A 25,945-nucleotide genomic window follows, 5' to 3' on the forward strand; every position below is an offset into this window, starting at 1 on the left:
TATCCGAGGGGCTGGAGGCTCAGGCTCTGCGACTGTTCGCATTCGCCGGGCGACTAACCGTAAGTCATACGACTAACCCCCACACCTCAAAATCGTTTGTGGGGCCGTTTACTCCGCCTTCTTGCTGCTCTTGGCGGCGATCCGCTGGGCCTCTTCGACCGCATCAAGCATCTGGTCGAGGGCCTTGCGGATGAAGGCGGCGCGGCCCTTCTCGCCGACGATCGCGTCCAGGCGGGCCAGGGCCTTGGCGTCAATGCTGATGTGCGTTCGGATGTAGTCGAGGCGTGGCCTGCCCACGTCGCCCTCCCTGGTCGAGGGCTTCACCATAGCGGCAAGGCGTAAATAGACGGCGCCGAGAATTGACGACCAAAATGGGGCCGTTTATAACGGCGGCTGTTCAGATCCTTCCCACACGCCAGCGGGGACGCGGGAAGGTCGGGCGAGTGGCGACACCGTCCTAATCATGTGCTGGGCGAGCGCCGGGGGCTTCCGCTGGGAACCTGGACGTGCCGCAGGAAGAGAGGGAAGGCCTCCCTCCCAGAAGGTGGAAAGCCTTCACCAGTTCCGGCCGCAAGGCCACAGAGTTTTCGGCGACCTACGGCGCTTCGGCGCTCAAGCCGGTGAAGAGGTTGATCACCTCGGAGGCCGCGTGAAAGGGGTTCCGGCCCCGGAAATCTCGGAGGGCGCTGCGGGTACGGGCATGGTCGCCAACGCCGCAGAGTGCTCGACCGCTCGGTTCGTCCGGCGGAGATAGATCCCGTGCGAACGGGGAGGGTTGATGGAAGCTCCGTGGATGTGGGCGACCGGACTTCCCCTAGTAGGCCTGCAGCGCGGCGGTGCGCTGTCCACTAGGCGCCGGGTGTGACGGCGTCAGAGGCTTAGGCCGCGCCGGGGTGAAATCCCCCGGCAACCTCACCAGCATCACCTAAAAAGCCCAATCCGCCGCTGGATAAAAGGCGGGGGTAAGAGGCGCAGCTTATTCGCGGCGGTCGCGGGCCTTCACGGCAGTTTCCGCCACCCGTAACGCGCCCTCCAGCGCCTCGCGGATGAAGTCCGATCGCTTCTGCGCCCCGACCAGGGCGTCGATCCGATCGGGCATATCGGCGGGAAGGTTCACCGATACGCGCTTCACATTGAGAGATGGGCGGCCCATCGGCACTCCTTTGACCAGGCCGCAGGGTAAGCGAAAACGGTAAATAGGAGGCGCCGCATATTGACGGCGTAACCTGCGCTGGATATGCCTTCATTCGAAACGACGCCCGCAAGGGCAGCGTGCTGAAGCTCCGACTAGGGTTGGCGATGGCCTCCCAACCAAGCTTTACCCGGTCCCACGTCGGACAAGGCCGGGGTCGAGGTGGCCGATATGATTGCCTGCGGGGACGGGCTTAGCCATCAATCCCCGGAAGATCCCGTGCGAACGGGGAGGGTTGATGGAAGCTCCGTGGATGTGGGCGACCGGACTTCCCCTAGTAGGCCTGCAGCGCGGCGGTGCGCTGTCCACTAGGCGCCGGGTGTGACGGCGTCAGAGGCTTAGGCCGCGCCGGGGTGAAATCCCCCGGCAACCTCACCAGCATCACCTAAAAAGCCCAATCCGCCGCCGGATAGAAGGTGGGCGTCTAGGCGCCCCCACAGTCAGCCCGCCTGGTCGGGGTCGGCGGCCTTCTCGGCCTCGGCCTTGACCAGCGCGGCCTCGATCGCCTGGCGGATAAATCCCGACCGGCGATGCTGGCCCACAACCGCGTCTATCCGCTCCAGGATCTCCGGCGTCAGCTGAACGCCTACCTGCTTCACGTTGAGTTTAGGTCGCCCCATAATTGTATCTCCTGTTATCCGCCGGCCCGAGCCGCAAGGGTTAAACCTTACGGTTTATATCCGGTTAAGGACATGGAACAGGAACGCACCTTCAAGGCCGCCGCCGACAGCTACGTCCAGCACGGCGGCGAGCAACGCTACCTTTCACCCCTTGTTGCGAGGTTCGGCGCCGAGCTGGTTACGGCCATCACGCCGCTGCAGGTCCGCAACGCGGCGATCGACATGCTGCCCAACGCTGCGCCCTCGACGCGGAATCGCCAGATCATCACCCCGACCCGGGCGGTGCTCTACCACGCGCATGATCTGGGCTGGCGCCTGCCGGCCAGGATCCGGCTCTTCCCGGCGCCGAAGCAACGCAAGACGGTCCCGGCCAATCGGCGCTGGCTGGAACGGTTTGTCGACCAGTGCGACGCGGATGGCCTCAAGCACCTGGCCGCGCTGGCCCTGATGATGAACCTGACGGGCGCACGGGTCTCAGAAGCGATCGCGCTCGAGGGCCAGGATGTCGATCTGCGCCAGCGCACGGCCATGCTGGTCAAGACCAAGACCGACGTCATGAGCCTGCGCTATCTGCCCGACCACCTGGTGGAGCGGATCCGCGAGCTGGATCCTCGGCCGGGCGTCCGGGTGTTTCGCTACACCAGCCGGTTTTCGGTCAACGAGCGGATCGCCGCCGTGTGCAGGCGAGCGGGCCTGCCCTACAAGTCGTCGCATACGGTCGGCCGCCATGCCTTCGCGACCAACGCCTTGAACGCCGGTGTCTCGGTCCGCGTCGCGATGGACGCCGGTGGTTGGAAGTCTTCAACCATCTTCCTTGAGACCTATGCCCACAGCCTTAACGCGGGCCGGACCGTGATGGATCGGTTCAACGCCATTCACCAGCAGGACCAGTGCTGATGTGGCCCCGCGAACCGCCCTAGTGCTTGAAAGGAGACAAGGCCCATGGCCGACAACTCGGGGGATCCCCAGCTGATGACCCTGCTGGGAAAGCTCGCGCCGATGACGCCAGGCGTCGCCGGCGCGGTGCTGTCTCTGGCCTTCGGCGAAAAGCTGACGGTAAGGGGCAAGACGCTGAGCGTCGTCATCGGCCTGGCGGCTGCGCTGTGGATCGCCCCGGCGATCGTCGCAGTCTCGAGCGCCTTGTGGCCCTGGGGGCGCTTCCCGATGGAGCTGGGCAGCGCGGTGACCTTCCTGACGGGCCTGCTGGGCATGATCGCCTTGGCGGGTTTGGCCCAGGCGGTCGGCAAGTACTCGGGTGATCCGCTGAAGCTTATCAAGTTCGAGGTCGGCGGCTTTCGGATCGGCAGCAACACCGGGGAGGGCTAAGCCATGCTGCTCTGGATCGGAATCGTACTGACGGCGGCGATTGTCGTAGTGATCGTCGCAGTGGTGGCCTTGGGCTGGGTTGATCATCTGAGCCAAGCCCAGCGCTTGGGCCTGACGGCGATCGCCGGCGGGCTGATCTGGGCGGGCCCGCGCCGCGCCATGGCTCTCGACCCGGGCCTTGGCGATATCTTCCTGCTGGCGGGCCTATTGACCTTCCTGCTGGCCACATTCTGGCGCGAGCTCTGGATCCATCTCGACGCCCTGGACGGCCAGGCCGACGGCCGCATCGGCCGCTAGCCTTTAGTGGCTCTGCGAGCGCCGCTCGCAATTCCCCTCAAACTGCACAAAGGAGGCCGCGCCATGCAGATGAGCGCGCACTTCACGCTGGCCGAAATGACGGTGAGCGCAAACGCCCAGCGCCTGGGTCTCGATAACACCCCTCCCCCCGACATCATCGCGCGCTTGAAGGTCGTCGCCGCGCAAATGGAGCGCGTCCGCGAGGCGCTGGGCGGCAAACCGGTGAGGATCACCAGCTGCTACCGCTCGCCGGCTGTGAATCGCGCTGCAGGGGGCGCGAAAGCCTCGGCGCATCTCGAGGGCTGGGCGGTTGACTTCGTCTGTCCTGAGTTCGGATCTCCGCTCGCGATCGCGCAGCGCGTGGCCCGGTCAGCCATCAGCTTTGACCAGCTGATTCATGAGCATGGCGTGTGGGTCCACATCAGCTTCGATCCGCGCCGGCGGGGCCAGCTGCTGACGATCGACAAGGGCGGCACGCGCGAAGGCCTGCATGAGGCGCGTCGATGATCGCCGCCGGCATGGCGCTGCGCGCCGCGCCCTGGGCGTTGGCGATCGGGCTTGGCCTGTTGGCCCTAAATCAGCACGACCAGCTGGTGACCTGGCGCCTCAAGGACAAGGACCAGCAGGCGCGCGAATACAACCTCCGCCGCGACGTCGCCGACCGCGATCGCCAGATCCTGGACCGTGCCGCCGGCGAAGCCGACGATCGGGGCCAGGCTGACAGGTCGTGCGTCGCCGAGATCTCCTCCGCATTTCAGAAGGGCGTGGCTGTCGGCCGCGCGATCAACCATGCGAAAACACCGACTGCTGCCGCTCCTGGCCGTCAGCCTGCTGCTGGCGGCGTGCTCGACTACCGGCAAGCCTGGGAAGTCGACGCCTTCAAGCCCGCTGCCCCCGGATCCGCCGCCGGCAGCGATCTGCGCGCCCCTCGAGGCTGAACCCCTGCCGCCCGCCGGCGTCGATCGGGATCTGGTCTATCAGGCGATCGTGGCGGCCCTGGGCGACGAGGCGGCCGTGGCCTTCCTGCAGTGGCGCGAAAGCGATTGGCCCGCCTGGGCGCGGCGCGGCTGGCGGCGCCTCGAGCAGGGCCAGGCGCGCTGTACGCCGCCGCCCGAGATCCGAAAACGACCCTAGCCCGGCGTCGGCCGGGCCGATCAACACACCAGGTGCTCGCCTCAATGGCTCGAGCGCTCCAACAAAGCCCCGCCGGCTCGCGCTGGCGGGGCTTTTTTATTGCGCTCGGCGGCTCTCTATCGAGCTCGGCCGCGCCACCCTCGCCGCCGTTCGGCTAGCCCCTCTTCAAGCGCCAGGCAGGACCAGGTGCTGAAGGGGCAACTGCTCGCCGCCTATCCCCCGCACCCCCTGGTTTGATTTGAACGGCATCTGGCGAAGTGGTTCGCCAGATCCTTACAGGCACACAGCACGCGGCATCGGTCGCCGCGCTCTATTCGGGCCGCGCGGCCGCCGTGAGGCCGCGAAGCTGGGAACCAAACTGGGAACCAACGCAGGAAATGGCCTACTCTGGACGTCCGTCGAGGTCGTCTAACGTGCTGATTTTGCTTGGAAAAGGCGATGGTGGACGCGACAGGGATTGAACCTGTGACCCCTACGATGTCAACGTAGTGCTCTCCCGCTGAGCTACGCGTCCGCCGAAGCGATCCGAAGCGTCTTCGAGAAGACGTCCCGGCCGGGAAGGTGTGGGGGTATAGCGGCGGCTCGCGGACTGCGCAAGCCGCCTGTCGAAACTTTTTCTCGGGTCAGGCCGCCATCATCTTTTCGACCTCGGCGACGAGGTCGCGCAGGTGCACGGGCTTGGACAGCACCTTGGCGCCGGCGGGGGCGCGGTCCTGGGCCGAGAGGGCCACGGCGGCGAAGCCGGTGATGAACATGATGCGCAGGGACGGGTCGCGCGCGGCGGCCTGGCGGGCCACCTCGATGCCGTCCATGCCGGGCATGACGATGTCGGTCAGCAAGAGGTCCCAGGGATGGTCCAGATGCTGGACGGCCTCTTCGCCGTCGGCGCAGGCCTGGACTTCGAAGCCGGCGCGTTCCAGCGCTCGGGCCAGGAAGCCCCGCAGGGAATCGTCGTCTTCGGCGAGGAGGATGCGGGCCATGGGGTCACGTGTCCGGGTCAAGATCGTCGATAGAGGATCCACCTTAGCGTCATGTCCGTAAATCGGGGATGAACCTAAACGTCGCGGCTGTGGATGGTTCGACCACGGCGATTGCGATTTGACCCCGCGCCGCGAGCCTTCGATGATGAAGCATGAGCGCGTGGCGGCCCCTTTCAACGGATGAGCTTTCGACCCCGCCGCTGGAGACCTTTGGCGGGCCGGCGTTCGAGGTGCTGCGCGCCGCGCCCGCCGGCGCGCCCGCGCCGACCGGCCTTGTGTTCGCCTCGCCCCATTCGGGCAGCGTCTATCCGGCCGACATGGTCGCCGCCGTTCGCCTGCCGCTCGACACCCTGCGCGCGTCCGAGGATGCGTTCGTGGACCAGATCATCGGCGCCGCGCCAAGTCGGGGGGTGAGCGTGGTCCGGGCCCGCTTCGCCCGCGCGTATGTCGATCTGAACCGCGAGCCCTGGGAGCTGGACCCCGCGATGTTCGACGAGGATCTGCCCGACTACGCGCAGGGCCGATCGGCGCGCGTCGCCGCAGGCCTGGGAACCATCCCGCGCCTCGCCGGCGAAGGTCGACCGATCTATGGCCGCAAGCTGTCGTTCGGCGAGGCCAAGGCGAGGGTCGAACTGGCGCACCGTCCCTATCATGACGCGCTGGATCGGCAGTTGGCCGCTGCGCGCGCGGCGCACGGCGCGGCCATCCTGATCGACTGGCACTCGATGCCGGCCGCCGCCGCGCGGGGCCAGCGCTCCAGGACGGGCGGCGCCTGCGACATCGTGCTGGGCGACCGCTTCGGCGCGGCCTGCTCGCCGAAGCTGACGGCTCTGGTCGAGCGGGAGCTCGAAGCGCTGGGCTATAATGTGGTCCGCAACGCGCCTTACGCCGGTGGCTACACCACAGAGCACTACGGGCGCCCCGCCAGGCGGACTCACGCCCTGCAGATCGAGATCAATAGGGCGCTCTATATGGACGAGACCACCCGCGAGCCGACCGAAGGGCTGGCGAGGCTGACGCGCGACGCCGAGACCTTGACTCTCGCCCTCGCCGGCATGGATCTGGGTGCCTTGCGCTGAGCCGGCGATCTAGCGAGTCGCGCCCTCAAGTGGCGGCAGGGCGAAGCGGATGGTGATTCCCGACAGGCGGCGGGAGACCTGCACCGCGTTCGCCCCCGACACATCGACCTGATAGTAGGTCATCGCGACCAGAGCCGCGCCGCCAAAGCCTAGCCCTCGGGGGTTCTCCGCGGTGACGGCGCAGTCGCCCAGGCTTCCATCCCGCCGGATCGTGCATTGCGCCGTCGCCGCGCCCTCGACGCCGGCTCTGCGCGCCGTGGCGGGGAAGAGTTGCGCCAGGAGTTCGGGACTGGGAGCCTTGAGCACCTTCAGAGGCGGCGGCCTGCTCTGCGGCGCGCTGTTGGATGGCGCCTGAGCGGCGCCAGGCCCGGCCCATAGCGCCAAGGCCGCCAAGGCGACGGCGGTGATCCCGCGTTTGCGACCCAAAGCGCTCCCCCCGGTGGGCTTCGTAGGGGCGAGTAGCACCGATGGCGAAGACAGTGTCAAACCGCGCTGCGACGGGGGCTACCCGACCTGAGGACGGCGCGCCGGGGCGGAATCCAAAAAAAAGCCCGGCGAAACCGCCGGGCCAGTTCATTAGGGAGGAAACGCCCAGGAAGGGCAGAAGCGGCAGCGCCGCCTCACAGGATTGTTTTTAGAGTGCGGCGCAAAATTAGGCAAGCAGAAAACAAGTGTTCGACGTCATTTTTTTGAAGCCCATCCTCGCAAAACCCCTTTCCCTAAAGGGGAAGTAGAACGGCGCTCTTTCAAATCGCCCAAAATATAGGCATATTGCACTGCACAATTTGTTGCGTTTGAAACCGTCTCGTATGAGATCGAGGCGCAAACCCAGGCCAGACAAGACTTTCGCGATGACACCGGTGTCGCGCGACAAGTGTTCCTGACGGTGAGGGGTGGATAAATTGAACGCATTCGCGTAAAAGCCGCGCGCCTGACGACCGAAGCGTCATCTCCTATTCCTCCCGAAAGCCCGTCCGCCCCCATGTCCATGCGAAATATCGCCATCATCGCGCACGTCGATCATGGCAAGACCACCCTCGTCGATCAGCTGCTCGCCCAGTCCGGCGTGTTCCGCGCCAACGAAGCCACGACCGAACGGGCGATGGACTCCAACGACCAGGAGCGCGAGCGCGGCATCACGATTCTGGCCAAGTGCACCTCGGTGCTCTGGAACGGTGAAGCCGGCGAGACCCGGATCAACATCATCGACACCCCCGGCCACGCCGACTTCGGCGGCGAGGTGGAGCGGATCCTGGGCATGGTGGACGGCTGCGTCCTGCTGGTCGACGCCGAGGAAGGCGTCATGCCGCAGACCAAGTTCGTGCTGACCAAGGCGCTGAAGATGGGCCTGCGCCCGATCCTCTGCATCAACAAGGTCGACCGCGCTCACGCCGATCCGGACCGCGTGCACAACGCCGCCTTCGACCTGTTCGCCGCCATCGGCGCGACGGACGAGCAGTTGGACTTCCCGCACATCTACGCCTCGGGCCGCGCCGGGTGGGCCACGCTGGACCTGAACCAGCCCAGCGACAACCTCGCCCCGCTGTTCGACCTGATCGTGCGCCACGTGCCGCCGCCCAAGCAGGTGGAAAAGAAGGATGAGCCGTTCCAGATCCTGAGCGTGCTGATCGAAAGCGACCCCTTCCTGGGCCGCCTGCTTACGGGCCGCATCGAAAGCGGCAAGGCCGTCCCGGGCATGGCCATTAAGGCGCTGGACCGCAACGGCAAGGAAATCGAGCGCGGCCGCATCACCAAGGTGCTGGCCTTCCGCGGCCTGAAGCGTCAGCCGATCGACGACGGCGCGGAAGCCGGCGACATCGTCGCCATCGCCGGCCTGAGCAAGGCCACGGTGGCCGACACCCTGTGCGCGCTGGACGTCAACGAGGCCCTGCCCGCGCAGCCGATCGATCCGCCGACCATCTCGATGACCGTCTCGGTCAATGACAGCCCGCTGGCCGGCCGTGAAGGCGACAAGGTGCAGTCGCGCGTCATCCGCGATCGCCTCTTGAAGGAAGCCGAGAGCAACGTGGCCATCCGCGTCACCGAGACCTCGGAGCGCGACGCCTACGAAGTCGCCGGCCGCGGCGAACTGCAGCTCGGCGTGCTGATCGAGAACATGCGCCGCGAAGGCTTCGAGGTGTCGATCAGCCGTCCGCGCGTGGTCTATCAGACCGGCGAGAACGGCGAGCGTCTGGAGCCAATGGAAGACGTGATGATCGACGTGGACGACGAGTTCACCGGCATCGTCATCGAGAAGCTGTCGGCTCGTAAGGCCGAGCTGAAGGACATGGGTCCGTCGGGCGCGGGCAAGACCCGCATCACCCTGCTGTCGCCGTCGCGCTCGCTGATCGGCTATCAGGGCGAGTTCCTGACCGACACGCGCGGTTCGGGCGTCCTGAACCGCGTGTTCAGCCACTATGAGCCGCACAAGGGCCCGATCGACCAGCAGCGCAAGGGCGTTCTCGTCTCGAACTCGGATGGTGAAACCGCGGCCTACGCGCTGTGGAACCTGGAAGAGCGCGGCGTGATGTTCGTCGGCGCCGGCGAGAAGACCTATCAGGGCATGATCATCGGCGAGAACAGCCGTTCGGACGACCTGGACGTCAACCCGATGAAGGCCAAGCAGCTGACCAACGTCCGCGCCTCGGGCAAGGACGAGTCGATCCGCCTGACTCCGCCGCGCCGGATGACTCTGGAACAGGCCATCGCCTACATCGAGGACGATGAGCTGGTCGAGGTCACCCCGAAGAACATCCGCCTGCGCAAGCAGGTCCTGAACCCCTCGTTCCGCAAGAAGCGCACGAAGGAAGACTAGTTCCGGCTTTCCGGACCAATGGGGCCGCCGTTCGCCAGAACGGCGGCCTTTTTCGTTAGCGCGGCATGTTGACCGGCGCCGCCGGACTTAACCCACGGTTTACCCAACAGAACGATGTTTGCCGGGGGATTTGCGCTCCGGAAGACCATGGGTTCGCGCGTGCGCGTCAACGTCAGCTCATTGCTTGATCGCTTCACGGCGGTGCTTCCGTCCCAGGTGCTGGCCGATGCGCCCGAAAGTCTGGCGGGCCGCGTGCGCATGGAGCAGGTGCAGAGCATCCTGCGCATGACGCCGGTGATGATGGGCGCCAACATCGCCATCGCCTTTCTGGTGTCGCTGGCGGGACTGACGCATCCCCATCGCGTCGGGATCGGAATCTGGGCCGCGCTGGTCATCAGCTATGCGCTGCTGGGCCTTCGCGGCTGGGTTTCGGCGCAGCGCCGCAAGACCGGCAAGGCGGCCGTGTCGGCGCGTGGCGTCCGCCGCATCGCGCTTCAGGCGGGCCTACTGGGCTGCCTGTGGGGCGTCCTGCCCTTGATGACCTTCCGTCTGGGCGACACCAGCGCCATGCCGATGCTGGTCGCTTCGGTAATCGCCGGCATGATCGGCTGCGGCGGGTTCGCCATGCTGACCCTGCCGGCCGCCGCCCTGGCCTATTCAACGCCGATGGTTGTCGGCTCGCTCTACATGCTGTGCACGAGCGGCGATCCGATCCTCTACGCCTTGGGCGGCCTGCTGGTGTTCTGCTACGCCGTCGTCACCGTTTCGTGCCTGTCGCACGCCCGGATCTTCGCCGAGCGCCTGGTGGCCGCCGACGAACTGGAAAAACAGAAGCAGGTCGTCAGCCTGCTGCTCTCCGACTTCGAGGAAGGCGCCAGCGATTGGCTGTGGGAGGTCGACGCCTTTGGTCGCCTGACCTATGTCTCCGACCGCATGGCCGCCGCCGCCGGCGTGGACAAGGACGCCCTGGTGGGCCAGGCCATGTCGGACCTGTGCGGTGCGGTGGAAGCCCCGTGCGGCCCCGTCGCCGCCCTCTCAGCCCTGTTCGCCGAGCAGAAGACCTTCCGTGACGTGGTGGTCTCGATCACGGTCGCCGCAGACACTGACAAATCCTCGACGCACTGGTGGTCGCTGTCGGCCAAGCCGGTGCACGATCTGGACGGCCTGTTCGTCGGTTTCCGCGGCGTGGGCGCCGACATCACCCAGGCCCGCGAAGACCAGGAGCGCATTTCGCATCTGGCGCACTACGACGTGCTGACCCAGCTGCCCAATCGCCTGTCTTTGCTGCAGAACCTGGGCAAGGCCTGGATGGAGCACGGCCGCGACAAGACCTCGGGCTGCGCGGTCCTGTGCCTGGACCTCGACCACTTCAAGGGCGTCAATGACAGCCTGGGCCATCCGGTGGGCGACGCGCTGCTGATGCAGGTCGCCAGCCGGCTGCGGTCTTGCGTCGGCGAGGCCGGCATGGTCGCGCGCCTGGGCGGCGACGAGTTCGCGGTCATTTGCGCCCCCTCACCCGGCCATGAAGCCCTGTCGGCCCTGGCCCAGTCGATCGTCGAGACCCTGTCGGCGCCCTACGACATCCTCGGCCACAACGTGCTGATCGGCGCCAGCGTCGGCATCGCCGTTGCGCCGTTCGATGCTGACGATCCCGACGGTCTGCTCAAGAACGCGGACCTGGCCCTCTATCGCGCCAAGGGCGACGGCCGCGGCGCCTATCGGTTCTTCGAGACCGCCATGGACGTCTGGGCCCAGGAGCGCCGCGCCCTCGAGCTGGACCTGCGCGAAGCCCTGGCTCGCGATGAGCTCAAGCTGTTCTTCCAGCCGCTGATCGGGCGTCGTGACAACGAGACCACCGGCTTCGAGGCCCTGCTGCGCTGGCAGCACCCGACGCGCGGCCTGGTGCCGCCGTCCGACTTCATCGAGTGCGCCGAACAGTGGGGCCTGATCGGCCGGATCGGCGAGTGGGTGCTGAACGAAGCCTGTCGCACCGCCGCGACCTGGCCCTCGCATCTGACGGTGGCGGTCAACCTGTCGCCGAACCAGTTCGCCTCGGGCGACCTGGTCGAGCAGGTCCGCTGGGCCCTGGCGAGCTCGGGCCTGGCGCCGGCGCGCCTGGAACTGGAGATCACCGAGGGCCTGCTGCTGCACGACAGCGCCAAGACCCTGGAACAGCTGGCCGCCCTGAAGGCGCTGGGCGTGAAGATCGCCATGGACGACTTCGGCACCGGCTATTCCAGCCTCGCCTATCTGTGGCGGTTCCCGTTCGACAAGATCAAGATCGACCGCTCGTTCGTGGCCGAGATGCAGGACAACGCGGCCATCGCCGACATCCTGCGCACCATCGCCCTGCTGGGCCAGACCCTGAACCTGGAGGTCACCGCCGAGGGCGTCGAAACCCAGGCCCAGGCCAAGCTGCTGGCCGAGATGCGCTGCGACCAGTTCCAGGGCTTCCTGTTCGGCCGCCCGATGCCGGTCGGCGACATCCCCAGCTTCCTGGTGTCGAACCTGGCCCAGCGCATGCGCCGCGAGCACGAGCCAGAGGTAATCGCCGACGACCTGAGCATTTTGGGGCGCTAAGGCGAGACCGACGGGAAACGGTCACAAATACAGTAACAAACTGCATAGTTCGAGCAGTAGGGGCGAGTGAGGCGCCCCGACTCTCAGGGGCGACCGACCTGAGGGGGTTTTCCATGTCTTTCGCTCGCAAGCTCGCCGCCGGAGCGGCGTTCGGCGCGCTGGCTTTTGCATTCGCAGCGCCGGCGGTTCACGCCCAGCAAACCACCGCCGCCGTGCGCGGCGTCACCGTCGATGACAAGGGCGCGCCGATCGCCGGCGTCACCGTCACCGTCACCCACGTTCCCAGCGGCACCGACCAGGTGGTCGTCACCAACGAGGCCGGCGCGTTCGACGCCCGCGGCCTGCGCGTCGGCGGCCCTTACAAGATCACCGCCACGGGTCAGGGCTTCGCGCCGCAGACGCTAGGCGACCTGTTCCTGAACGTCGGCGACGCCCAGCGCGTGCGCCTGGCCCTGGTGCCGGCCAGCGAGGTGTCGGAAGTCGTCATCACCGCCGCCAAGAACGCCACCACCAGCCAACTGGCCAATGTCGGCTCGCGCACGACCCTGGGCCGCGACCAGATCGACGCCGTGGTGTCGGTCAAGCGCGACATCCGCGACATCGGCCGCCGCGACCCGCTGGCCAATCTGGACTTCGTGGCCCGTGGCACCGGTCCCTCGGGCGGCCTCTACATCGCCGGCTCGGCGCCCCGCGCCAACCGCATCACCATCGACGGTGTGCGCTCGGCTGACAGCTACGGCCTGAACACCGGCGGCCTGTCGACCAACCGCGGTCCGGTCTCGTTCGAGGCGCTGGAGCAGGTCGCGATCCAGGCCGTGCCGTTCGACGTCGAAGACGGCGACTTCACCGGCGGCGCGCTGAACCTGATCATGCGTTCGGGCGGCAACGACTTCCACGGCTCGCTGTTCTCCAACGAGCGCACCACCCGACTGGTCGGCAACCGTCTGCCGATCGTCGGCTTCACCAACAATGACGTGCTCCAGGCGCCGCTCAGCGGCTTCCGGAAGGTCAAGAACCAGATCGCCGAGACCAACTACGGCGTCTTCCTGTCGGGCCCGATCATCAAGGACCGCCTGTTCTTCGCGGCCTCGTACGAGAAGTTCTCCAGCTCCGACACCACGGGTACGGGCCCGATCGGCGCGGGCTTCGCCAACACCTTCAACCGCATCCCGGGTATCTCGACCGGCACGGGGGCCAGCCAGGCCGACATCGATGCGGTGCTGGCCAACTGGAACGGCTATGCGGCCTCGTCGCTGCTGAAGCCGGGCTCGGTGGCGCTGGTCGAGCCGATCCTCGACGAGAAGTCCTCGATCAAGATCGACTACAACATCACCGACAAGCACCGCCTGTCGGCCACCTACCGCCACGCCTTCAGCTCGGTCTGGAAGCGCAGTCCCTCGGCCACTGCGATCAGCCTCGACACCAACTGGTACGTCCAGCCCGAGAACGAGGACAACTACGCCCTGCAGCTGAACTCGCGCTGGACGCCGGATCTGGCGACCGAGGCGCGCGTGGCGTTCCGCGGTTATCAGCGCGGCCAGCTGCCGCCGGTCGGCCAGGGCTTCGCCAACGTCTCGATCTGCACCGACCCAGCCTTTGGCGCCGGCGCGGCCTTCTCGTGCTCGTCGGGCGTGCCGTCGATCAACTTCGGTCCCGACCAGTTCCGCCAGGCCAACGTCCTGAAGACCAAGGACACCTCGGGCTCGTTCGTCGCCAACTACACCGGCTTCGACAACCACCAGATCAAGCTTGGGTACCAGTACCGCGGGATGGAGATCTACAACCTGTTCCTGCAGGCCGCGCGCGGCGTCTACTACTTCGACAGCGTCGCCGAGTTCCAGGCGGGCCAGGCCAACCAACTGTCGTACGGCAACTCGCTGACCGGCACGGCCACCGACGCCGCCGCCGTGCTGGACTACAAGGTCCACTCGCTTCTGGCCCAGGACACCTGGGACGTCACCGACGCCCTGACGGTGAACTTCGGGGTTCGTTGGGATCACTACGCCGCCGACAAGAAGCCGACGCTGAACACCAACTTCGTCAACCGCTACGGCTATTCCAACCAAACCACCTATGACGGCATCGACGTGGTGATGCCGCGCGTCTCGGCCAAGTATAACAGCGACTGGTTCGAGCTCTCGGGCGGCCTGGGCCTGGTGTCGGGCGGTCTGCCGGACGTGTTCCTGGGCAACAGCTACGGCGGCACCACCGGCGCCCTGACCAACAGCTTCGCCATCCGCCGCAGCACCAACGGCACGCTCTCGACGGCGGACGACACCTTCGTCGACACCGCCACCAACCAGGCCATCGACGCGGCCACCGGCAACGCCCTGCTGACGATCAACAAGGCCTCGCCGTCGTTCATCACCAGTCCGGCGGCGGTCGCCCAGACCCTGCTGACCGCCGACAGCGCCAGCCGTCGCAACGCCTACACCAACTCGCTGGCCCCGGGCTTCAAGATGGCGGCCGACTGGAAGGCCAACCTCTCGTTCAAGACCACCCAGTTCGGCATCGACTGGGGCGTCGACGCGGTGGCCAGCTGGTCGGACGTCAATGTCGCCTTCCGCGACGCCCGCGCCCGTCGCCTGACGATCAATGGCGTCCAGCAGCTCACGCCGGACGGCCGGATCCGTTACGACGGTCTGGTCATCCCCGGCGCCAACGCTGCGGCGATCAACACGGCCCGCACGGCCCTGGGCCTGCCGGTCGTCGCCAACGCCGACCTCGCCAATCTGGGCCTGTTCGGCGACATCCAGGCCTACAACCCGTCGACCAAGAACTGGACGCGCACGGTCGCCCTGTCGGCCCGCCGCAACATCTTCGGCGTCGACACCTGGGCCGCCTACACCTGGCAGGACGGTCGCCAGTACGGCGGCATCTCGGAGTTCGGCACCACCGCCGGCGGCAACTCGACGAGCGGCAACTACTATGCCGATCAGGGCTTCGAGATGGACCCGAACGGCGCGGCCAAGGGCAAGTCCAACAACCTGCTGCGCAACTCGCTGAAGGTGAACCTGAGCTACAAGCTCGAGCTGCGTCCGGGCTGGGTGTCGCGCTTCACGCTGTTTGGCGAGCGTCGCGATGGTCGTCCGATCAGCTTCCTGATGACCGATCCGGCCGGTGGTCGTAACCCGACCTTCGGCGTGTCGCGCGATGACGCCCTGGCCTATATCCCGAACCTGAACAGCCCGGACGCGGCCAACCCGCTGAAGTTCGTCAGCGCGTCGGGCACAACGGTGTTCTTCGACAGCCAGGCCTCGGTCGACAAGCTCAAGGCCCTAGTCAACCAGTTCGGCCTGCCGATGGGCAAGATCGTGCCGCGCGGCTTCGGCAAGAACCCGAACGTCGACCGCATCGACTTCCAGTACGCGCAGGAGATCCCGTCACCGATCCGCGGCCACAGCCTGCTGTTCACGGTGGACATCCAGAACCTGGGCAACCTGCTCGACAAGAAGTGGGGCGTGGTGAAGGAGTACACCAACAGCCGTTCGGGCGGCGTCGTGGTCAACGCCCAGTGCGCCAAGGCTGACGGGACCGTCGCGGGGGCGGCGGACCCGACCTGCGCGGCCTATCGCTATAGCTACACCACCGCATCGCCGGCCACCCTGGCCACCCCGACCGTCGATCAGGCCGCCAGCCTGTGGTCGGTGGGCATGGGCCTGAAGTACCGCTTCTAAGACAGGCCTTCTGAAACACGGACGAAGGGCGCGGCTTTAGCCGCGCCCTTTTTCATGGTCGATCCGCCGGACGGAATGCTACGCCTCGGCCATGGTTCATCCCGTCTTCGACAACCTGCCCACCACCATCTTCGAGCGCATGAGCGGCCTGGCCCGCCAGCACGGCGCGATCAATCTGGGTCAGGGCTTTCCCGACGACCAGGGCCCCCTGCCCGTCCGCGAAGCGGCCGCGCGGGCCTTGATCGAGGGCTCGAACCAGTATCCGCCGATGCGCGGCCTGCCTGAGTTGCGCGCCGCCGTCGCGGGTCACTACAAGCGCACCCAGGACCTTGCGCTCGACCCCGACACCGAGATCGTCATCACCTCGGGCGCCACCGAGGCCCTGGCGGCGGCGTTCACGTCTCTGATCTCGCGCGGCGACGAGGTGGTGTTGTTCCAGCCGCTGTACGACGCCTACCTGCCGCTGGTGCGCCGGGCCGGCGGCGTGCCGAAGCTCGTCAAGCTGTCGCCGCCGGACTGGCGTTTCGATCGGGGCATGCTGGAGGCGGCGTTCTCCGACCGTACACGGATGGTGGTGCTCAACAGCCCGCTCAATCCCGCCGGCGTGGTCACGCCCGACGACGACCTGGCGCTGCTGGCCGAGTTCTGCGTCCGCCACGACGTCATCGCCGTCTGCGACGAGGTCTGGGAGGCCGTGGTGTTCGACGGTCGCCGCCACCGCCCGCTGATGAGCTTCCCCGGCATGCGCGAGCGGACGGTCAAGATCGGCTCGGCCGGGAAGCTGTTCGGCATGACCGGCTGGAAGGTCGGCTTCCTATGCGCGGCCCCGCCCCTGGCCAAGGCCCTGGCGGCCGCCCACCAGTTCCTGACCTTCACCACCCCGCCCAACCTGCAGGCGGGCGTAGCCTGGGGTCTCGACAACCACCGCGCCTGGTTCGACGAGATGCCGGCGAGCCTGCAGCGCTCTCGCGACCGCCTCACGGCCGGCCTGCGCGCCGCCGGCTATGTCGTGCTGGACAGCCAGGGCACCTATTTCCTGAACGTCGATCTCGCCGCCTCTGGGATCGCGCTGGACGACGTCACCTTCTGCGAGCGCTGCGTGACCCAGCACGGCGTGGCCGCCATTCCGGTCTCGGCCTTCTTCGCGGAGGATCCGGTGACCACCGTGGCGCGCCTGTGCTTCGCCAAGACCGACGCGACGCTGGACGAGGCGGTCAAGCGGCTGGCGGCGGCGAAGGCGGCGCTGGGCTAGAGCAGCGTTCCTGCGCCCTTCGAGGCGCGCTCAGGAGCGCTCATCACAGGATGAAGTCTTCAGCGCCAGCCTTCCAGAACCTGAGGTGCGAGCCGAAGGCGAACCTCAAAGGACGCACTGAGCCCGCGCCCCACTCAGCCCTTAGCAAAGTCCGCCTTGCAAAACCCCAACCCTTAAATCGCGCTCAGCCCCGCTGCGGCTTCACGGGCGACGCCCCGCGCCAGGCAGCGGTCCATCGCCGACAGGAGATTCCGCAGGTCAATCGGCTTGGCGACGTGCGCGTCGCAGCCGGCGTCGAGGCAGGTCTTGATCTGGGCCGACATCACGTCAGCGGTCAGGGCGATGACGGGCAAGCGACGGAAACGCGGGTCCATCCGCAGGCGACGTGTCGCCTCCAGCCCGTCCATGACCGGCATGTTGACGTCCATCAGCACGATGTCGACGGCCTCGCGCTCCAGCGCGCCCAGCGCTTGCTGGCCGTCCTCGGCCTCGACGAGATCGCACTCGAACGGCTCCAGGAACAGGCGGATGACCCGCCGGTTCACCGGATGGTCGTCGACCACCAGCACGCGGCGCCCCTGCAGGGCGGCGAAGCCGACCTCCTCCTCGGCGCCATCCGCCTCGCGCGCCTGGGGGGCCAGCGCTTCGGCCTGGTCGACGACCATCTCGATGGTGAAGACCGAACCCACGCCCTCCTCGCTCTCGACCTTGATGTCGCCGCGCATCATCTCGACCAGACGCCGGGTGATGTTCAGGCCAAGGCCCGTGCCGCCGAAGTTGCGCGTCGTCGAGGCGTCGGCCTGGGTGAAGGGGCGGAACAGCTTGGCGACCGTGGCCTCGTTCATGCCGATGCCGGTGTCGGCCACACGCAGGCGCACGCGCACGCGATCATCCGGCTCGGGATAGCAGGCCAGCGCGACCTCGACCTTGCCGTGCGTCGTGAACTTCAGCGCGTTGGAGACCAGATTGCTCAGGCATTGCCGTACGCGCACGCCGTCGAACATCAGCGGTCCGGGGGCCTCGCCCTCCAGCCTGAAGGTCAGGGCGACGCCCTTCTCGCGCGCGGTGGGCTGATAGCCGCCGACCAGACGCCCAGCGGTCTGGACGATGTCACCGACCGTCGGCGCGATCTCCAGCTTGCCCGCTTCGATCTTGGACAGGTCGAGAATGTCGTTGAGCAGCACCAGCAGCGTGTCGCCGCTGTCGAGGATCAGATCGACCTGATCGCGCTGCTCGTCGGTCAGGTCACCGGATCGCAGCGCCTGGGCCAGGCCCAGCATGCCGTTCAGCGGTGTGCGCAGTTCATGGCTCATCACCGCCAGGAAGGCCGACTTGGCGGTGCTGGCGGCTTCGGCCCGCTGCTGCGCGCCCTTGAGGCGTCCAGACGCCCGCCGCTGATGCACCGCCCACGCCGCCGCGCCGGCGACCAGCACGCCCAGCAAGAGCGCGATCACCACCGAGGCGCGCGCCAGGCTGCGGGAGAGGCGGACCTCTTCGGCCAGGCGGCGGCTCTCGTCGCGCTTGGCCCGCAGTTCGCTTTCCAGCGCAGCGGACATCTCGGCCACGCTGCGGGCGTGGACCTTGCTCGCGGCCCGGCTATCGGCCTTGCGCCAGGCGTCGAGCTTGCGGAAGGCTTCGGCGCTGCGCCCCTGGCCTTGATCGATATAGGCCTCGACCAGCGCCTCAAGCGGCAGGTCGCGCGTGGCCAGGTCTTCGGGAATGGTTCTCAGCTGATCCAGGTCGCGCTGCGCGGCCTGGGCCTGACCCAGTTGCGCGGCGGCGAGCGCACGCTGCGCCAGCATCCGCACCTGCAGACGACGGTCGGGCTTGGCCAGCATGTCCGCGGCCGGCGCCAGGCAGGCCATCACCTTGGCCGGCGCCTCGCGCAGGCCGGCGATCCTGGCGCAGAGATACCGATCCCAGGTCAGCAGCGCCGTATCGCCGTCGGCCAGCGTCAGCTTGTGATGAAGCGCCGCGAAACGCTCTGCGGCGCTCAGTTCGCCGAGGTCGGCCGCCGTAAAGGCGATGTCGTAGATCCGCTCGATCTTGCGGACATAGAAGGCGTCCCGCTCGTCGAGCGCGGCCGCCTGGGTCATGTGGTCGAGGGCGCCCTCCTTGTCGCCGATGTCCGACAGCGTGTAGCTGTGCACCTGATGCAGCTCGGCCAGCAGCGGCTGGGCGATACGGCCCCGGCGCTCCAGATCAGTGGTCAGTTCGGCGGCCAGGCGCGCGGCCTCCGCCCAGCGGCCGATCTGACCCAGATGCCGAACGCGCTCTATGCCCGCCATGGACCGGATGTCAGGGCCGGACTGCTTGAGGAAGCGATCCCAGTCGGCGTCCTTGAAAGCCTGATAGCCACCGCTCTCGTGACGATAGGCCAGGGTCTCCAGGTCGACGAGAGTCGCAAGGCTCGCGTCCTTTTCGCGCGCGGCCACCTCACGCGCCTGCTTCGCCCAGGCGTCGAACGGCTGCTGAAGCTGGTTGCTCTTGTAGGCGTAGAGCACCCGCCAGAGGCCATACAGGCGGAGCTGGCCTCGCTCGCTCAGGGCCCTGCGACCGGCGCGCTCGATGTCCTCGTTGTCGCGGGACGGCGCGCGCATTTCGTGCGCGCCGATCTCCTGGCTCAATTGCTCGAGCCGCTGAGCCAGGGGCGCGTTGCTCTTGCCCCAGGCGCTGGTGGCGCCGAAGGTGGTCAAGACCGCGAGGAAGATCAGAAGGCGCCGCAAGTCCGTTTCCTGGAATCCACAGCAAGCCTTCGCGGGTAGAAATGTAGGACGGGTTAAGGTTGACGTCCTGATTGCAGGCTAGATCGTCGCGCCGCCGTCGACCACCATGGCTTGTCCCGTCATGAAGCTGCCGGCCTTCGAGGCCAGATAGACAGCCGCCCCGGCGATCTCGTCCGGCTCGCCGATCCGGCGCAGCGGCACGCCCGTGGTCGAGCGCTTCAGCGTCTCTGGATTGTCCCACAGCGCCTTGGCGAAATCGGTCTTGATCAAGCCCGGCGCGATGCAGTTGACGCGCACATTGTCGGGTCCGAACTCGTGCGCCAGGTTCCGCGCCAGCTGGAAGTCGGCCGCCTTGGAAATGTTGTAGGCGCCGATGATGGCGGTGCCGCGCAGGCCGCCGATCGAGCTGATGATAATGATCGAGCCGTCCTTGCGGGCCTGCATCTCGGGGGCGACCATCGAAATCAGCCAGTGATTGCTGATGATGTTGTTGTCCAGAATCTTCCGGAACTGGTCGTCGGCGATCCCGGCCAGGGGTCCGTAATAGGGATTGCTGGCGGCGTTGCAGACGCAGATGTCGATCTTGCTGAACGCCTTGCGGGTCTCATCGACGAGGGCCTGAAGCTCTTCCTTGGAGGCGATGTTGGCGGGGACGGCGATGGCGGTCCCCGCGCCGTGCTTGGCGTTCAGTTCCGCAGCCACCTCCTCGCAGGGTCCGGCCTTGCGCGAGGAGATCACCACCTTGGCCCCGTGCTCGGCCATCCGCTCGGCGATCGCCTTGCCGATCCCGCGCGAGGACCCGGTGATGATCGCCACCTTGCCGGAGAGGTCGAAGAGGTTCATGTCGCGCATCCCAAACACTTGTTTGAATTTTGAATACAGTGCGGCGGGTGAAGCGCAGGGTCAAGCGCGCGAAAATCCTCCCCCTCGCGTGCGAGGTGTCAGCGCGGAGCGACGAAGGAGGGGGAAGAGGCAGGCGCTCAAGCACTTCCCCCTCCGGTCCTTCGGACCGCCTCCCCCGCTGAGGGGAGGATTTCTATTGCCCCCCTGTCGGCTCGCGCGCCATCGACGCGTCCTTGAGGCAAGATCACGCCAACACGGAGACACGCCCATGCCGCTCGACACCACCGCCGCCATCGACGATAGCCGCGACCTTGTGCTGGAACGCATCATCGACGTCCCCGCCGAGAAGCTCTATCGATGCTGGACGACCCCGGAGCTGCTCCCGGAATGGTTCTGTCCCAAGCCCTGGTTTGTCTCGGACGTGCGCCAGGATGTGCGCTCGGGCGGCAACAGCTACATGGAGATGAACGGCCCGAACGGCGAAGTCGTGCCCCAGCCGGGCGTCTATCTGGAGGTGGTTCCGAACCAGAAGCTCGTCTTCACCGACGCCTTCACCGAGACCTGGAAGCCGTCGGACAAGCCCTTCATGGTCGGGATCGTCACCTTCGAGGATCTCGGCGACGGCAAGACCCGCTACCGCGCCGTAGCCCGCCACTGGACCGCCGAGGACAAGACGGCCCACGAGCAGATGGGTTTCCACGAGGGCTGGGGCGTCGCCACCGACCAGCTGACGGCCCTGGCCAAGACGCTCTGAGCGATCATCCAGAGTGACAGTCAGCGATTTTCTGGCGCGCCTGGATCCGGAAACGCGCTCCACGGTCGAGCGGCTAAGGGCGATCGTCACCAGCGCCGCTCCCTTCCTCGCCGAGCGCATCAAGTGGAACGCGCCCAGCTTCGCGCTTGGCGACGACGATCTGATCACCCTGGGCTTGGAGCGACGCGGCGGCGTGCGCCTCGTCCTCCATCGCGGCGCCAAGCCGAAGGACACCGTCGATTTCCGCTTCGATGACCCCGGGGGTCTCGGACGATGGCCAGCGCCCGATCGGGGCGTCATGGTGTTCAAGGACTTGCAAGCGGTCGAAGCGACGGCGTCGTCTTTGCGTGACCTTTGCGCGCGCTGGGTCCAACACGTCTCGGAGACCTGAGGCGCGCAGAACACCCTTGGCGCGGGCGGCGAAAAGGGCCATGTGCGCCGGCATGAGTTCCGCCCCCGCCCCTGCGCGCCTGGTCGACAAGGCCCTCGTGCCCCGCTTCGCCTTGCTGTGCCTGGGCATCTGGCTGAACGCCGCCGACACCCTGGTGACGGCGACGATCATGCCCAGCGTGGCCAAGGAGATCGGCGGCTATCAGTACTTCGGCTGGTCGGTCGCCGCCTATCTGACGGGCTCGATCGTGGCGGGCACCTGCTCGGGCAAGCTGTCGATCGCGGTTGGCCTGCGCGCCGCCACGGCGATCAGCGGCCTCGTCTATGCGATCGGCTGCGCCATGAGCGCCCTGGCGCCGGAGTTCGTCACCTTCATCGTCGGACGCCTGGTCCAGGGCCTGGGCGCCGGCGCCGTGGTGGCCCTCTGCTATGTCGCCATAACAGCCCTGTTCCCCCAGAGCCTGTGGCCGCGCGTCTATGGCGCGATCGCCGGCGTCTGGGGCGCGGCCACGTTGCTGGGCCCGGCGCTGGGCGGCCTGTTCGCCGCCGCCGGCTTCTGGCGCGGGGTGTTCTGGATGTTTGTCGTGCAGGCGGTGATCTTCGTCGGTGCGGTGATGGTCATGTTGCCGGGCGGCAAGCGCGAAGACGGCGGCGGCCGCATCCCCAGCCTGCAACTGGCCTTGCTGGTGATCGGCGTCAGCCTGATCGGCGGCGCCGGGGTCGTCACCTCGCCACGCTGGGCGGTGATCCTGGCCATCGGCGGCGTGATGGGCATGGCCGCCATGCTGGCCGCCAACACCCGCACCCAGGACCGCCTACTGCCCAAGTCCGCCGCCGACCTGCGCACCGCCACGGGGCTTGGCCTCCTGACCATCTTCGCCTGCGAGGCGGCGGTGATCGGCTTCACCGTCTATGGCCCGGCCTTCATCCAGGCCCGCCACGACGCCTCGCCGCTGCTGGCGGGCTATGTCACCGGCGCGATCGCCGCCGGCTGGACCGCCTGCGCCCTGATCTTCGGTCATGTGCCCGCCCACAAGGACGGCCGCTTCGTGCGCCTGGGCGCCGGCGTCATCGCCCTGGGCGCGGCGCTCAGCGCCTGGGCCGTGCCGCGCGGGAACCTGGTCGAGACCTCGCTCGCCTTCGTCGTGCTGGGCGCGGGCTTTGGCCTCTGTCACGCCTTCATCGCCCGCCGCACCATCGCCGGCGCGCCGAGCGAAGAACAGGCCATGGCCTCTGGCGCGGTGCCGACCTCGCAACTGATCGGCGGCGCGGTCGGCTCGGCGGGCGCAGGGGCGATGGCCAATGTGCTGGGCTTTGGCCACCACGGCATTGACGCAGCGCTGGCGACCAGCCACGGCGTGCTGCTGTTCGGCGCCTTCCTGCCCCTGGCCCTGGTCGGCTTCGCGGCGGCGTGGCGGCTGGGGCGGGATTAGGAGTTTCGAACCTCCGCCAGCATCGGCGAGATTGAGCTCAGCCGTAGGTCCCGACCTTGCTGATGTCGGGCAGGTCCGTGGCCCCCCGGATCGGCAGGACGACGTCGTTAGAGGTCCAGGGCGCGATCAGCAGGTCGGGCTGAACCGCGCGCAGGGCGGCCAGAGCCTCGTTCGGAAACAGTCCCGTCGGCGCGAGCGGCGCGGTCATCAACGCGCTACGCCCCGCCGTCTGCGCGGCGGCGTCGGTGAGCACCAGGCGAAGCTCGCGCCGCCCGCTCGGCTGGACGACGAAGGCGATCTCGTCCCAGCCATACGCTCGCCGCCACGGCGCGGCGAACACGCCCGCCTCATCGATCCGGAGTTCGACCCGGGCGCGCCAGATTTGCAGGATATTGCGGATCGTCAGCGCGCCCAGGAGCAGCGTGACCGCCGCCAGGCCGACCAACCGCGGCAGGTCCGCCATTTTCCAGAGGACCCACCCCGTCTGGCCCGCCCAGATGAGGAACACGATCATGCACGGGAACGGCAGCAACAACCGGAGGCGCGCGGCGCGGGTCGTCCTCCATTCGCCGCGCGCGGGGGCGTTGAGGCGACCGAGCACCCGCTCAAACCGGTCTTGCGAGAGAAGCCAACCGACCCCGATCATGACGATGATCGCCCAGCCGAAACTTGGTCCGTCATCGCCGTTGACCGGCTGACTTGCCCAACGGCAGAACAGCAACAGCCCAAGCACAGCGGCATAGAAGGCGAAGGTGCGGGCCTTCGCCAGCCTCTCACGCGAGAACAGAGGGCGGCTCATAGTTTCAATCTAGGCGCGCATCGCGCCGATGTCACGCCTCCGCCAGCGCGGTCGCCTCCACCAGCTTCACCACGTCGCCCATGATCTCGGTGATCTTGAAGTCCTTGGGCGTGTAGATCCGCGCCACGCCCATCTGTTTCAGGATCAGAGCGTCCTCGGGCGGGATGATGCCGCCGGCCACCACGGGGATGTCGCCCAGCCCCTCGGCGCGCATCACGCGGATGACCTCCTGCACGAGGTCGAGGTGCGAGCCCGACAGGATCGACAGACCCACCACGTGGGCGCGACTTTCCTTGGCGCGGCGGACGATCTCCTCCGGCGTCGAGCGGATGCCGTCATAAACGACCTCCATGCCGCAGGCGCGGGCGCGGGTGGCGATCTGCTCTGCGCCGTTGGAGTGACCGTCCAGGCCGGGCTTGCCGACCAGATAGGTGAGCGTGCGGCCCAGCATCTGCGAGACCCGTTCGACCTCGCGCTTCACCGCCTCGACGTCCTCGGCTTCGCCCGTCGAGACCACGACAGCGACGCCGGTCGGGCCGCGATACTCGCCGAACACCTCACGCAGGGCCCCGGACCACTCGCCGGTGGTGACGCCGGCCTTGGCGGCCGCGATCGAGGGCTCCATGACGTTGCGGCCCTCTCGGGCGGCGGCTTTCAGGTCGGCCAGAGCGGCCTCGACCGCCGCGGCGTCGCGGGCCTCGCGCCAGGTCTTGATGCGCGCCACGACCTCGGCCTCCAGACGCGGATCGACGGTCTCGATCGCGCCCTCTCCAGCCGACAGCGGCGAGGCCTCGGTCTCGGTCCAGCGGTTGACGCCGACCACGGTCATGTCGCCGGTCTCGACCGCGCGCACCCGCTTGGCGTTGGAGGCGACGAGCTCGGACTTCATGTAGTCGATGGCGCTCGCAGCCCCGCCCATCTCGTCGATCAGCGCCAGTTGCTCCAGCGCGCCCTTCGACAGTTCGGCGACCTTGGCCTCGACGACGTGGGAGCCGTCGAACAGATCCTCGTATTCCAGCAGGTCGGTCTCGTAGGCGAGAACCTGCTGCAGGCGCAGCGACCACTGCTGGTCGAACGGTCGCGGCAGCCCCAGAGCCTCGTTCCAGGCCGGCAGCTGCAGGGCCCGGCAGCGGGCGTCCTTGCTGAGCGTGACGGCCAGGGCCTCGATGAGAATGCGGTAGACGTTGTTCTCGGGCTGCTGCTCGGTCAGCCCCAGAGAGTTGACCTGCACGCCATAGCGGAACCGGCGGGCCTTCTTGTCCTGCACGCCGTAGCGCTCCAGCAGGATCTGGTCCCACAGCTTGGTGAACGACCGCATCTTGCACAGCTCTGTCACGAACCGGACGCCCGCGTTGACGAAGAAGCTGATCCGCGAGGCGACGATCTCGAAGTCCTCGTCGGGGACCTGGCCGCCGGCCTTGACCGTGTCGAGCACGCTGATGGCGGTGGCCAGCGCAAACGCCAGCTCCTGCTCGGGCGTCGCCCCGGCTTCCTGCAGGTGGTAGCTGCAGACGTTCATCGGGTTCCACTTGGGAACCTCGCGATAGCACCAGGCGATCATGTCGCCGATCAGCCGCAGGCTCGGGCCCGGCGGGAAGATGTAGGTGCCGCGCGAGAGATACTCCTTGATGAGGTCGTTCTGGGTGGTGCCCTGCAGCAGCTTGCGATCGGCGCCCTGTTCGTCGGCCAGCGCCACGTACATGGCCAGGAGCCACGCCGCCGGGGCGTTGATGGTCATGGAGGTGTTCATCTTCTCCAGCGGGATCTCGCTGAAGAGCTGGCGCATGTCGCCCAGATGGCTGATCGGCACCCCGACCTTGCCGACCTCGCCGCGCGCCAGGATGTGATCGGGATCATAACCGGTCTGGGTGGGCAGGTCGAAGGCCACCGACAGGCCCGTCTGTCCCTTGGCGAGGTTGGCCCGATAGAGCGCGTTCGACTTCTCCGCCGTCGAGTGGCCGGCATAGGTGCGGAAGATCCACGGCGGATCGGGCGCGTGCTGATACGGCTTGGCGGACATGACGGGCTCCCGGCGTTTTTTGGTTCTT

22 protein-coding genes and 1 tRNA gene are annotated in these 25,945 nt (G+C 67.4%); 13 read left to right on the forward strand and 10 right to left on the reverse strand.

Features of this window, described 5'->3' with window-relative positions:
- Positions 1-108: 108 nt before the first annotated feature.
- From J2X45_RS12855 to J2X45_RS12865, 3 genes are all read right to left on the reverse strand, one after another.
- On the reverse strand, positions 109-297 hold the full coding sequence (locus J2X45_RS12855; protein WP_310215326.1) for a hypothetical protein: 189 nt from the start codon (positions 295-297) through the stop codon (positions 109-111).
- A 679-nt stretch (positions 298-976) separates the two neighbouring features.
- Positions 977-1,153: a ribbon-helix-helix protein, CopG family gene (locus tag J2X45_RS12860; protein WP_310215329.1), complete on the reverse strand. Its 177-nt coding sequence runs from the start codon at positions 1,151-1,153 to the stop codon at positions 977-979.
- 479 nt (positions 1,154-1,632) lie between these two features.
- Positions 1,633-1,812 (reverse strand): ribbon-helix-helix domain-containing protein, encoded by a 180-nt coding sequence (locus tag J2X45_RS12865; protein ID WP_310215331.1) that lies wholly within the window; start codon positions 1,810-1,812, stop codon positions 1,633-1,635.
- A 72-nt stretch (positions 1,813-1,884) separates the two neighbouring features.
- On the opposite strand from J2X45_RS12865, the gene J2X45_RS12870 reads away from it, so the two are divergent.
- The 5 genes from J2X45_RS12870 to J2X45_RS12890 all read left to right on the forward strand — a co-directional run bounded on the left by J2X45_RS12870 (position 1,885) and on the right by J2X45_RS12890 (position 4,373).
- Entirely contained in the window at positions 1,885-2,709 is an 825-nt protein-coding gene (locus tag J2X45_RS12870) for a tyrosine-type recombinase/integrase (RefSeq protein ID WP_310215332.1), read from the forward strand.
- 45 nt (positions 2,710-2,754) lie between these two features.
- Positions 2,755-3,138, forward strand: coding sequence for a hypothetical protein (locus tag J2X45_RS12875; protein WP_310215334.1), 384 nt, complete (start codon positions 2,755-2,757; stop codon positions 3,136-3,138).
- A 3-nt stretch (positions 3,139-3,141) separates the two neighbouring features.
- On the forward strand, positions 3,142-3,435 hold the full coding sequence (locus J2X45_RS12880) for a hypothetical protein (RefSeq protein WP_310215337.1): 294 nt from the start codon (positions 3,142-3,144) through the stop codon (positions 3,433-3,435).
- A 63-nt stretch (positions 3,436-3,498) separates the two neighbouring features.
- Positions 3,499-3,942 carry a D-Ala-D-Ala carboxypeptidase family metallohydrolase gene (locus J2X45_RS12885; protein WP_310215339.1) on the forward strand — a complete coding sequence of 148 codons (444 nt, stop codon included), beginning with the start codon at positions 3,499-3,501 and terminating at the stop codon, positions 3,940-3,942.
- A complete protein-coding gene (locus J2X45_RS12890; RefSeq protein WP_310215342.1) occupies positions 3,939-4,373 on the forward strand; it encodes a hypothetical protein in 435 nt (144 codons plus the stop codon). Before J2X45_RS12885 ends, J2X45_RS12890 begins: the two co-directional genes overlap by 4 nt.
- A gap of 635 nt (positions 4,374-5,008) precedes the next feature.
- Here the strand turns inward: J2X45_RS12890 and J2X45_RS12895 are convergent.
- Positions 5,009-5,083 (reverse strand) — tRNA-Val (locus J2X45_RS12895).
- A gap of 109 nt (positions 5,084-5,192) precedes the next feature.
- Entirely contained in the window at positions 5,193-5,549 is a 357-nt protein-coding gene (gene cpdR / locus J2X45_RS12900; RefSeq protein WP_010918630.1) for a cell cycle two-component system response regulator CpdR, read from the reverse strand.
- Positions 5,550-5,701: 152 nt separating this feature from the next.
- Between cpdR and J2X45_RS12905 the strand changes: the two genes are divergently transcribed.
- Entirely contained in the window at positions 5,702-6,628 is a 927-nt protein-coding gene (locus J2X45_RS12905; RefSeq protein ID WP_310215346.1) for an N-formylglutamate amidohydrolase, read from the forward strand.
- 9 nt (positions 6,629-6,637) lie between these two features.
- Here J2X45_RS12905 and J2X45_RS12910 read toward each other — a convergent pair whose 3' ends face one another.
- Complete coding sequence (locus J2X45_RS12910) at positions 6,638-7,054, reverse strand: energy transducer TonB (protein WP_310215349.1); 417 nt, start codon at positions 7,052-7,054, stop codon at positions 6,638-6,640.
- Positions 7,055-7,610: 556 nt separating this feature from the next.
- Here J2X45_RS12910 and typA point away from each other — a divergent pair.
- The 4 genes from typA (at position 7,611) to J2X45_RS12930 (ending at position 16,952) form a co-directional block, all read left to right on the forward strand.
- On the forward strand, positions 7,611-9,443 hold the full coding sequence (typA, locus tag J2X45_RS12915) for a translational GTPase TypA (protein ID WP_310215351.1): 1,833 nt from the start codon (positions 7,611-7,613) through the stop codon (positions 9,441-9,443).
- Positions 9,444-9,602: 159 nt separating this feature from the next.
- Complete coding sequence (locus J2X45_RS12920) at positions 9,603-12,023, forward strand: EAL domain-containing protein (protein ID WP_310216034.1); 2,421 nt, start codon at positions 9,603-9,605, stop codon at positions 12,021-12,023.
- Between the two features lie 113 nt (positions 12,024-12,136).
- Complete coding sequence (locus J2X45_RS12925; RefSeq protein ID WP_310215354.1) at positions 12,137-15,700, forward strand: TonB-dependent receptor; 3,564 nt, start codon at positions 12,137-12,139, stop codon at positions 15,698-15,700.
- A 91-nt stretch (positions 15,701-15,791) separates the two neighbouring features.
- On the forward strand, positions 15,792-16,952 hold the full coding sequence (locus J2X45_RS12930; RefSeq protein WP_310215355.1) for an aminotransferase: 1,161 nt from the start codon (positions 15,792-15,794) through the stop codon (positions 16,950-16,952).
- A 173-nt stretch (positions 16,953-17,125) separates the two neighbouring features.
- On the opposite strand, the gene J2X45_RS12935 is transcribed toward J2X45_RS12930, so the two are convergent.
- Together J2X45_RS12935 and J2X45_RS12940 are read right to left on the reverse strand one after the other, a co-directional pair.
- Positions 17,126-19,678, reverse strand: a complete 2,553-nt coding sequence (locus tag J2X45_RS12935) for a response regulator (protein WP_310215358.1) — start codon at positions 19,676-19,678, stop codon at positions 17,126-17,128.
- Positions 19,679-19,756: 78 nt separating this feature from the next.
- Positions 19,757-20,521 (reverse strand): SDR family oxidoreductase, encoded by a 765-nt coding sequence (locus J2X45_RS12940; RefSeq protein WP_310215361.1) that lies wholly within the window; start codon positions 20,519-20,521, stop codon positions 19,757-19,759.
- Positions 20,522-20,789: 268 nt separating this feature from the next.
- On the opposite strand from J2X45_RS12940, the gene J2X45_RS12945 reads away from it, so the two are divergent.
- Genes J2X45_RS12945 through J2X45_RS12955 form a run of 3 tightly spaced genes read left to right on the forward strand, consistent with a single transcriptional unit; the run spans position 20,790 to position 23,098 of the window.
- Complete coding sequence (locus J2X45_RS12945) at positions 20,790-21,275, forward strand: SRPBCC family protein (RefSeq protein ID WP_310215364.1); 486 nt, start codon at positions 20,790-20,792, stop codon at positions 21,273-21,275.
- 13 nt (positions 21,276-21,288) lie between these two features.
- Entirely contained in the window at positions 21,289-21,666 is a 378-nt protein-coding gene (locus J2X45_RS12950; protein ID WP_310215366.1) for a DUF1801 domain-containing protein, read from the forward strand.
- Positions 21,667-21,718: 52 nt separating this feature from the next.
- Entirely contained in the window at positions 21,719-23,098 is a 1,380-nt protein-coding gene (locus J2X45_RS12955; RefSeq protein ID WP_310215369.1) for an MFS transporter, read from the forward strand.
- A gap of 37 nt (positions 23,099-23,135) precedes the next feature.
- Here the strand turns inward: J2X45_RS12955 and J2X45_RS12960 are convergent, their stop codons facing one another.
- Positions 23,136-23,897 carry a hypothetical protein gene (locus J2X45_RS12960; RefSeq protein WP_310215372.1) on the reverse strand — a complete coding sequence of 254 codons (762 nt, stop codon included), beginning with the start codon at positions 23,895-23,897 and terminating at the stop codon, positions 23,136-23,138.
- A 31-nt stretch (positions 23,898-23,928) separates the two neighbouring features.
- Positions 23,929-25,917, reverse strand: coding sequence for a protein meaA (locus tag J2X45_RS12965; RefSeq protein WP_310215374.1), 1,989 nt, complete (start codon positions 25,915-25,917; stop codon positions 23,929-23,931).
- Positions 25,918-25,945 lie beyond the last annotated feature (28 nt).

This window comes from Caulobacter sp. BE264 (genome assembly GCF_031457805.1).
Taxonomy (GTDB): Bacteria; Pseudomonadota; Alphaproteobacteria; order Caulobacterales; family Caulobacteraceae; genus Caulobacter.

Excerpts from the sequence above, each read along its gene's own strand:
- J2X45_RS12955 (WP_310215369.1), top strand. The coding sequence starts at position 21,719 with ATGAGTTCCGCCCCCGCCCCTGCGCGCCTGGTCGACAAGGCCCTCGTG.
- J2X45_RS12870 (WP_310215332.1), top strand. The coding sequence starts at position 1,885 with ATGGAACAGGAACGCACCTTCAAGGCCGCCGCCGACAGCTACGTCCAG.
- J2X45_RS12925 (WP_310215354.1), top strand. The coding sequence starts at position 12,137 with ATGTCTTTCGCTCGCAAGCTCGCCGCCGGAGCGGCGTTCGGCGCGCTG.
- J2X45_RS12930 (WP_310215355.1), top strand. The coding sequence starts at position 15,792 with ATGGTTCATCCCGTCTTCGACAACCTGCCCACCACCATCTTCGAGCGC.
- typA (WP_310215351.1), top strand. The coding sequence starts at position 7,611 with ATGTCCATGCGAAATATCGCCATCATCGCGCACGTCGATCATGGCAAG.
- J2X45_RS12945 (WP_310215364.1), top strand. The coding sequence starts at position 20,790 with ATGCCGCTCGACACCACCGCCGCCATCGACGATAGCCGCGACCTTGTG.
- J2X45_RS12860 (WP_310215329.1), bottom strand. The coding sequence starts at position 1,153 with ATGGGCCGCCCATCTCTCAATGTGAAGCGCGTATCGGTGAACCTTCCC.
- J2X45_RS12875 (WP_310215334.1), top strand. The coding sequence starts at position 2,755 with ATGGCCGACAACTCGGGGGATCCCCAGCTGATGACCCTGCTGGGAAAG.
- J2X45_RS12965 (WP_310215374.1), bottom strand. The coding sequence starts at position 25,917 with ATGTCCGCCAAGCCGTATCAGCACGCGCCCGATCCGCCGTGGATCTTC.
- J2X45_RS12960 (WP_310215372.1), bottom strand. The coding sequence starts at position 23,897 with ATGAGCCGCCCTCTGTTCTCGCGTGAGAGGCTGGCGAAGGCCCGCACC.
- J2X45_RS12885 (WP_310215339.1), top strand. The coding sequence starts at position 3,499 with ATGCAGATGAGCGCGCACTTCACGCTGGCCGAAATGACGGTGAGCGCA.
- J2X45_RS12865 (WP_310215331.1), bottom strand. The coding sequence starts at position 1,812 with ATGGGGCGACCTAAACTCAACGTGAAGCAGGTAGGCGTTCAGCTGACG.
- J2X45_RS12940 (WP_310215361.1), bottom strand. The coding sequence starts at position 20,521 with ATGAACCTCTTCGACCTCTCCGGCAAGGTGGCGATCATCACCGGGTCC.
- cpdR (WP_010918630.1), bottom strand. The coding sequence starts at position 5,549 with ATGGCCCGCATCCTCCTCGCCGAAGACGACGATTCCCTGCGGGGCTTC.
- J2X45_RS12880 (WP_310215337.1), top strand. The coding sequence starts at position 3,142 with ATGCTGCTCTGGATCGGAATCGTACTGACGGCGGCGATTGTCGTAGTG.
- J2X45_RS12890 (WP_310215342.1), top strand. The coding sequence starts at position 3,939 with ATGATCGCCGCCGGCATGGCGCTGCGCGCCGCGCCCTGGGCGTTGGCG.
- J2X45_RS12905 (WP_310215346.1), top strand. The coding sequence starts at position 5,702 with ATGAGCGCGTGGCGGCCCCTTTCAACGGATGAGCTTTCGACCCCGCCG.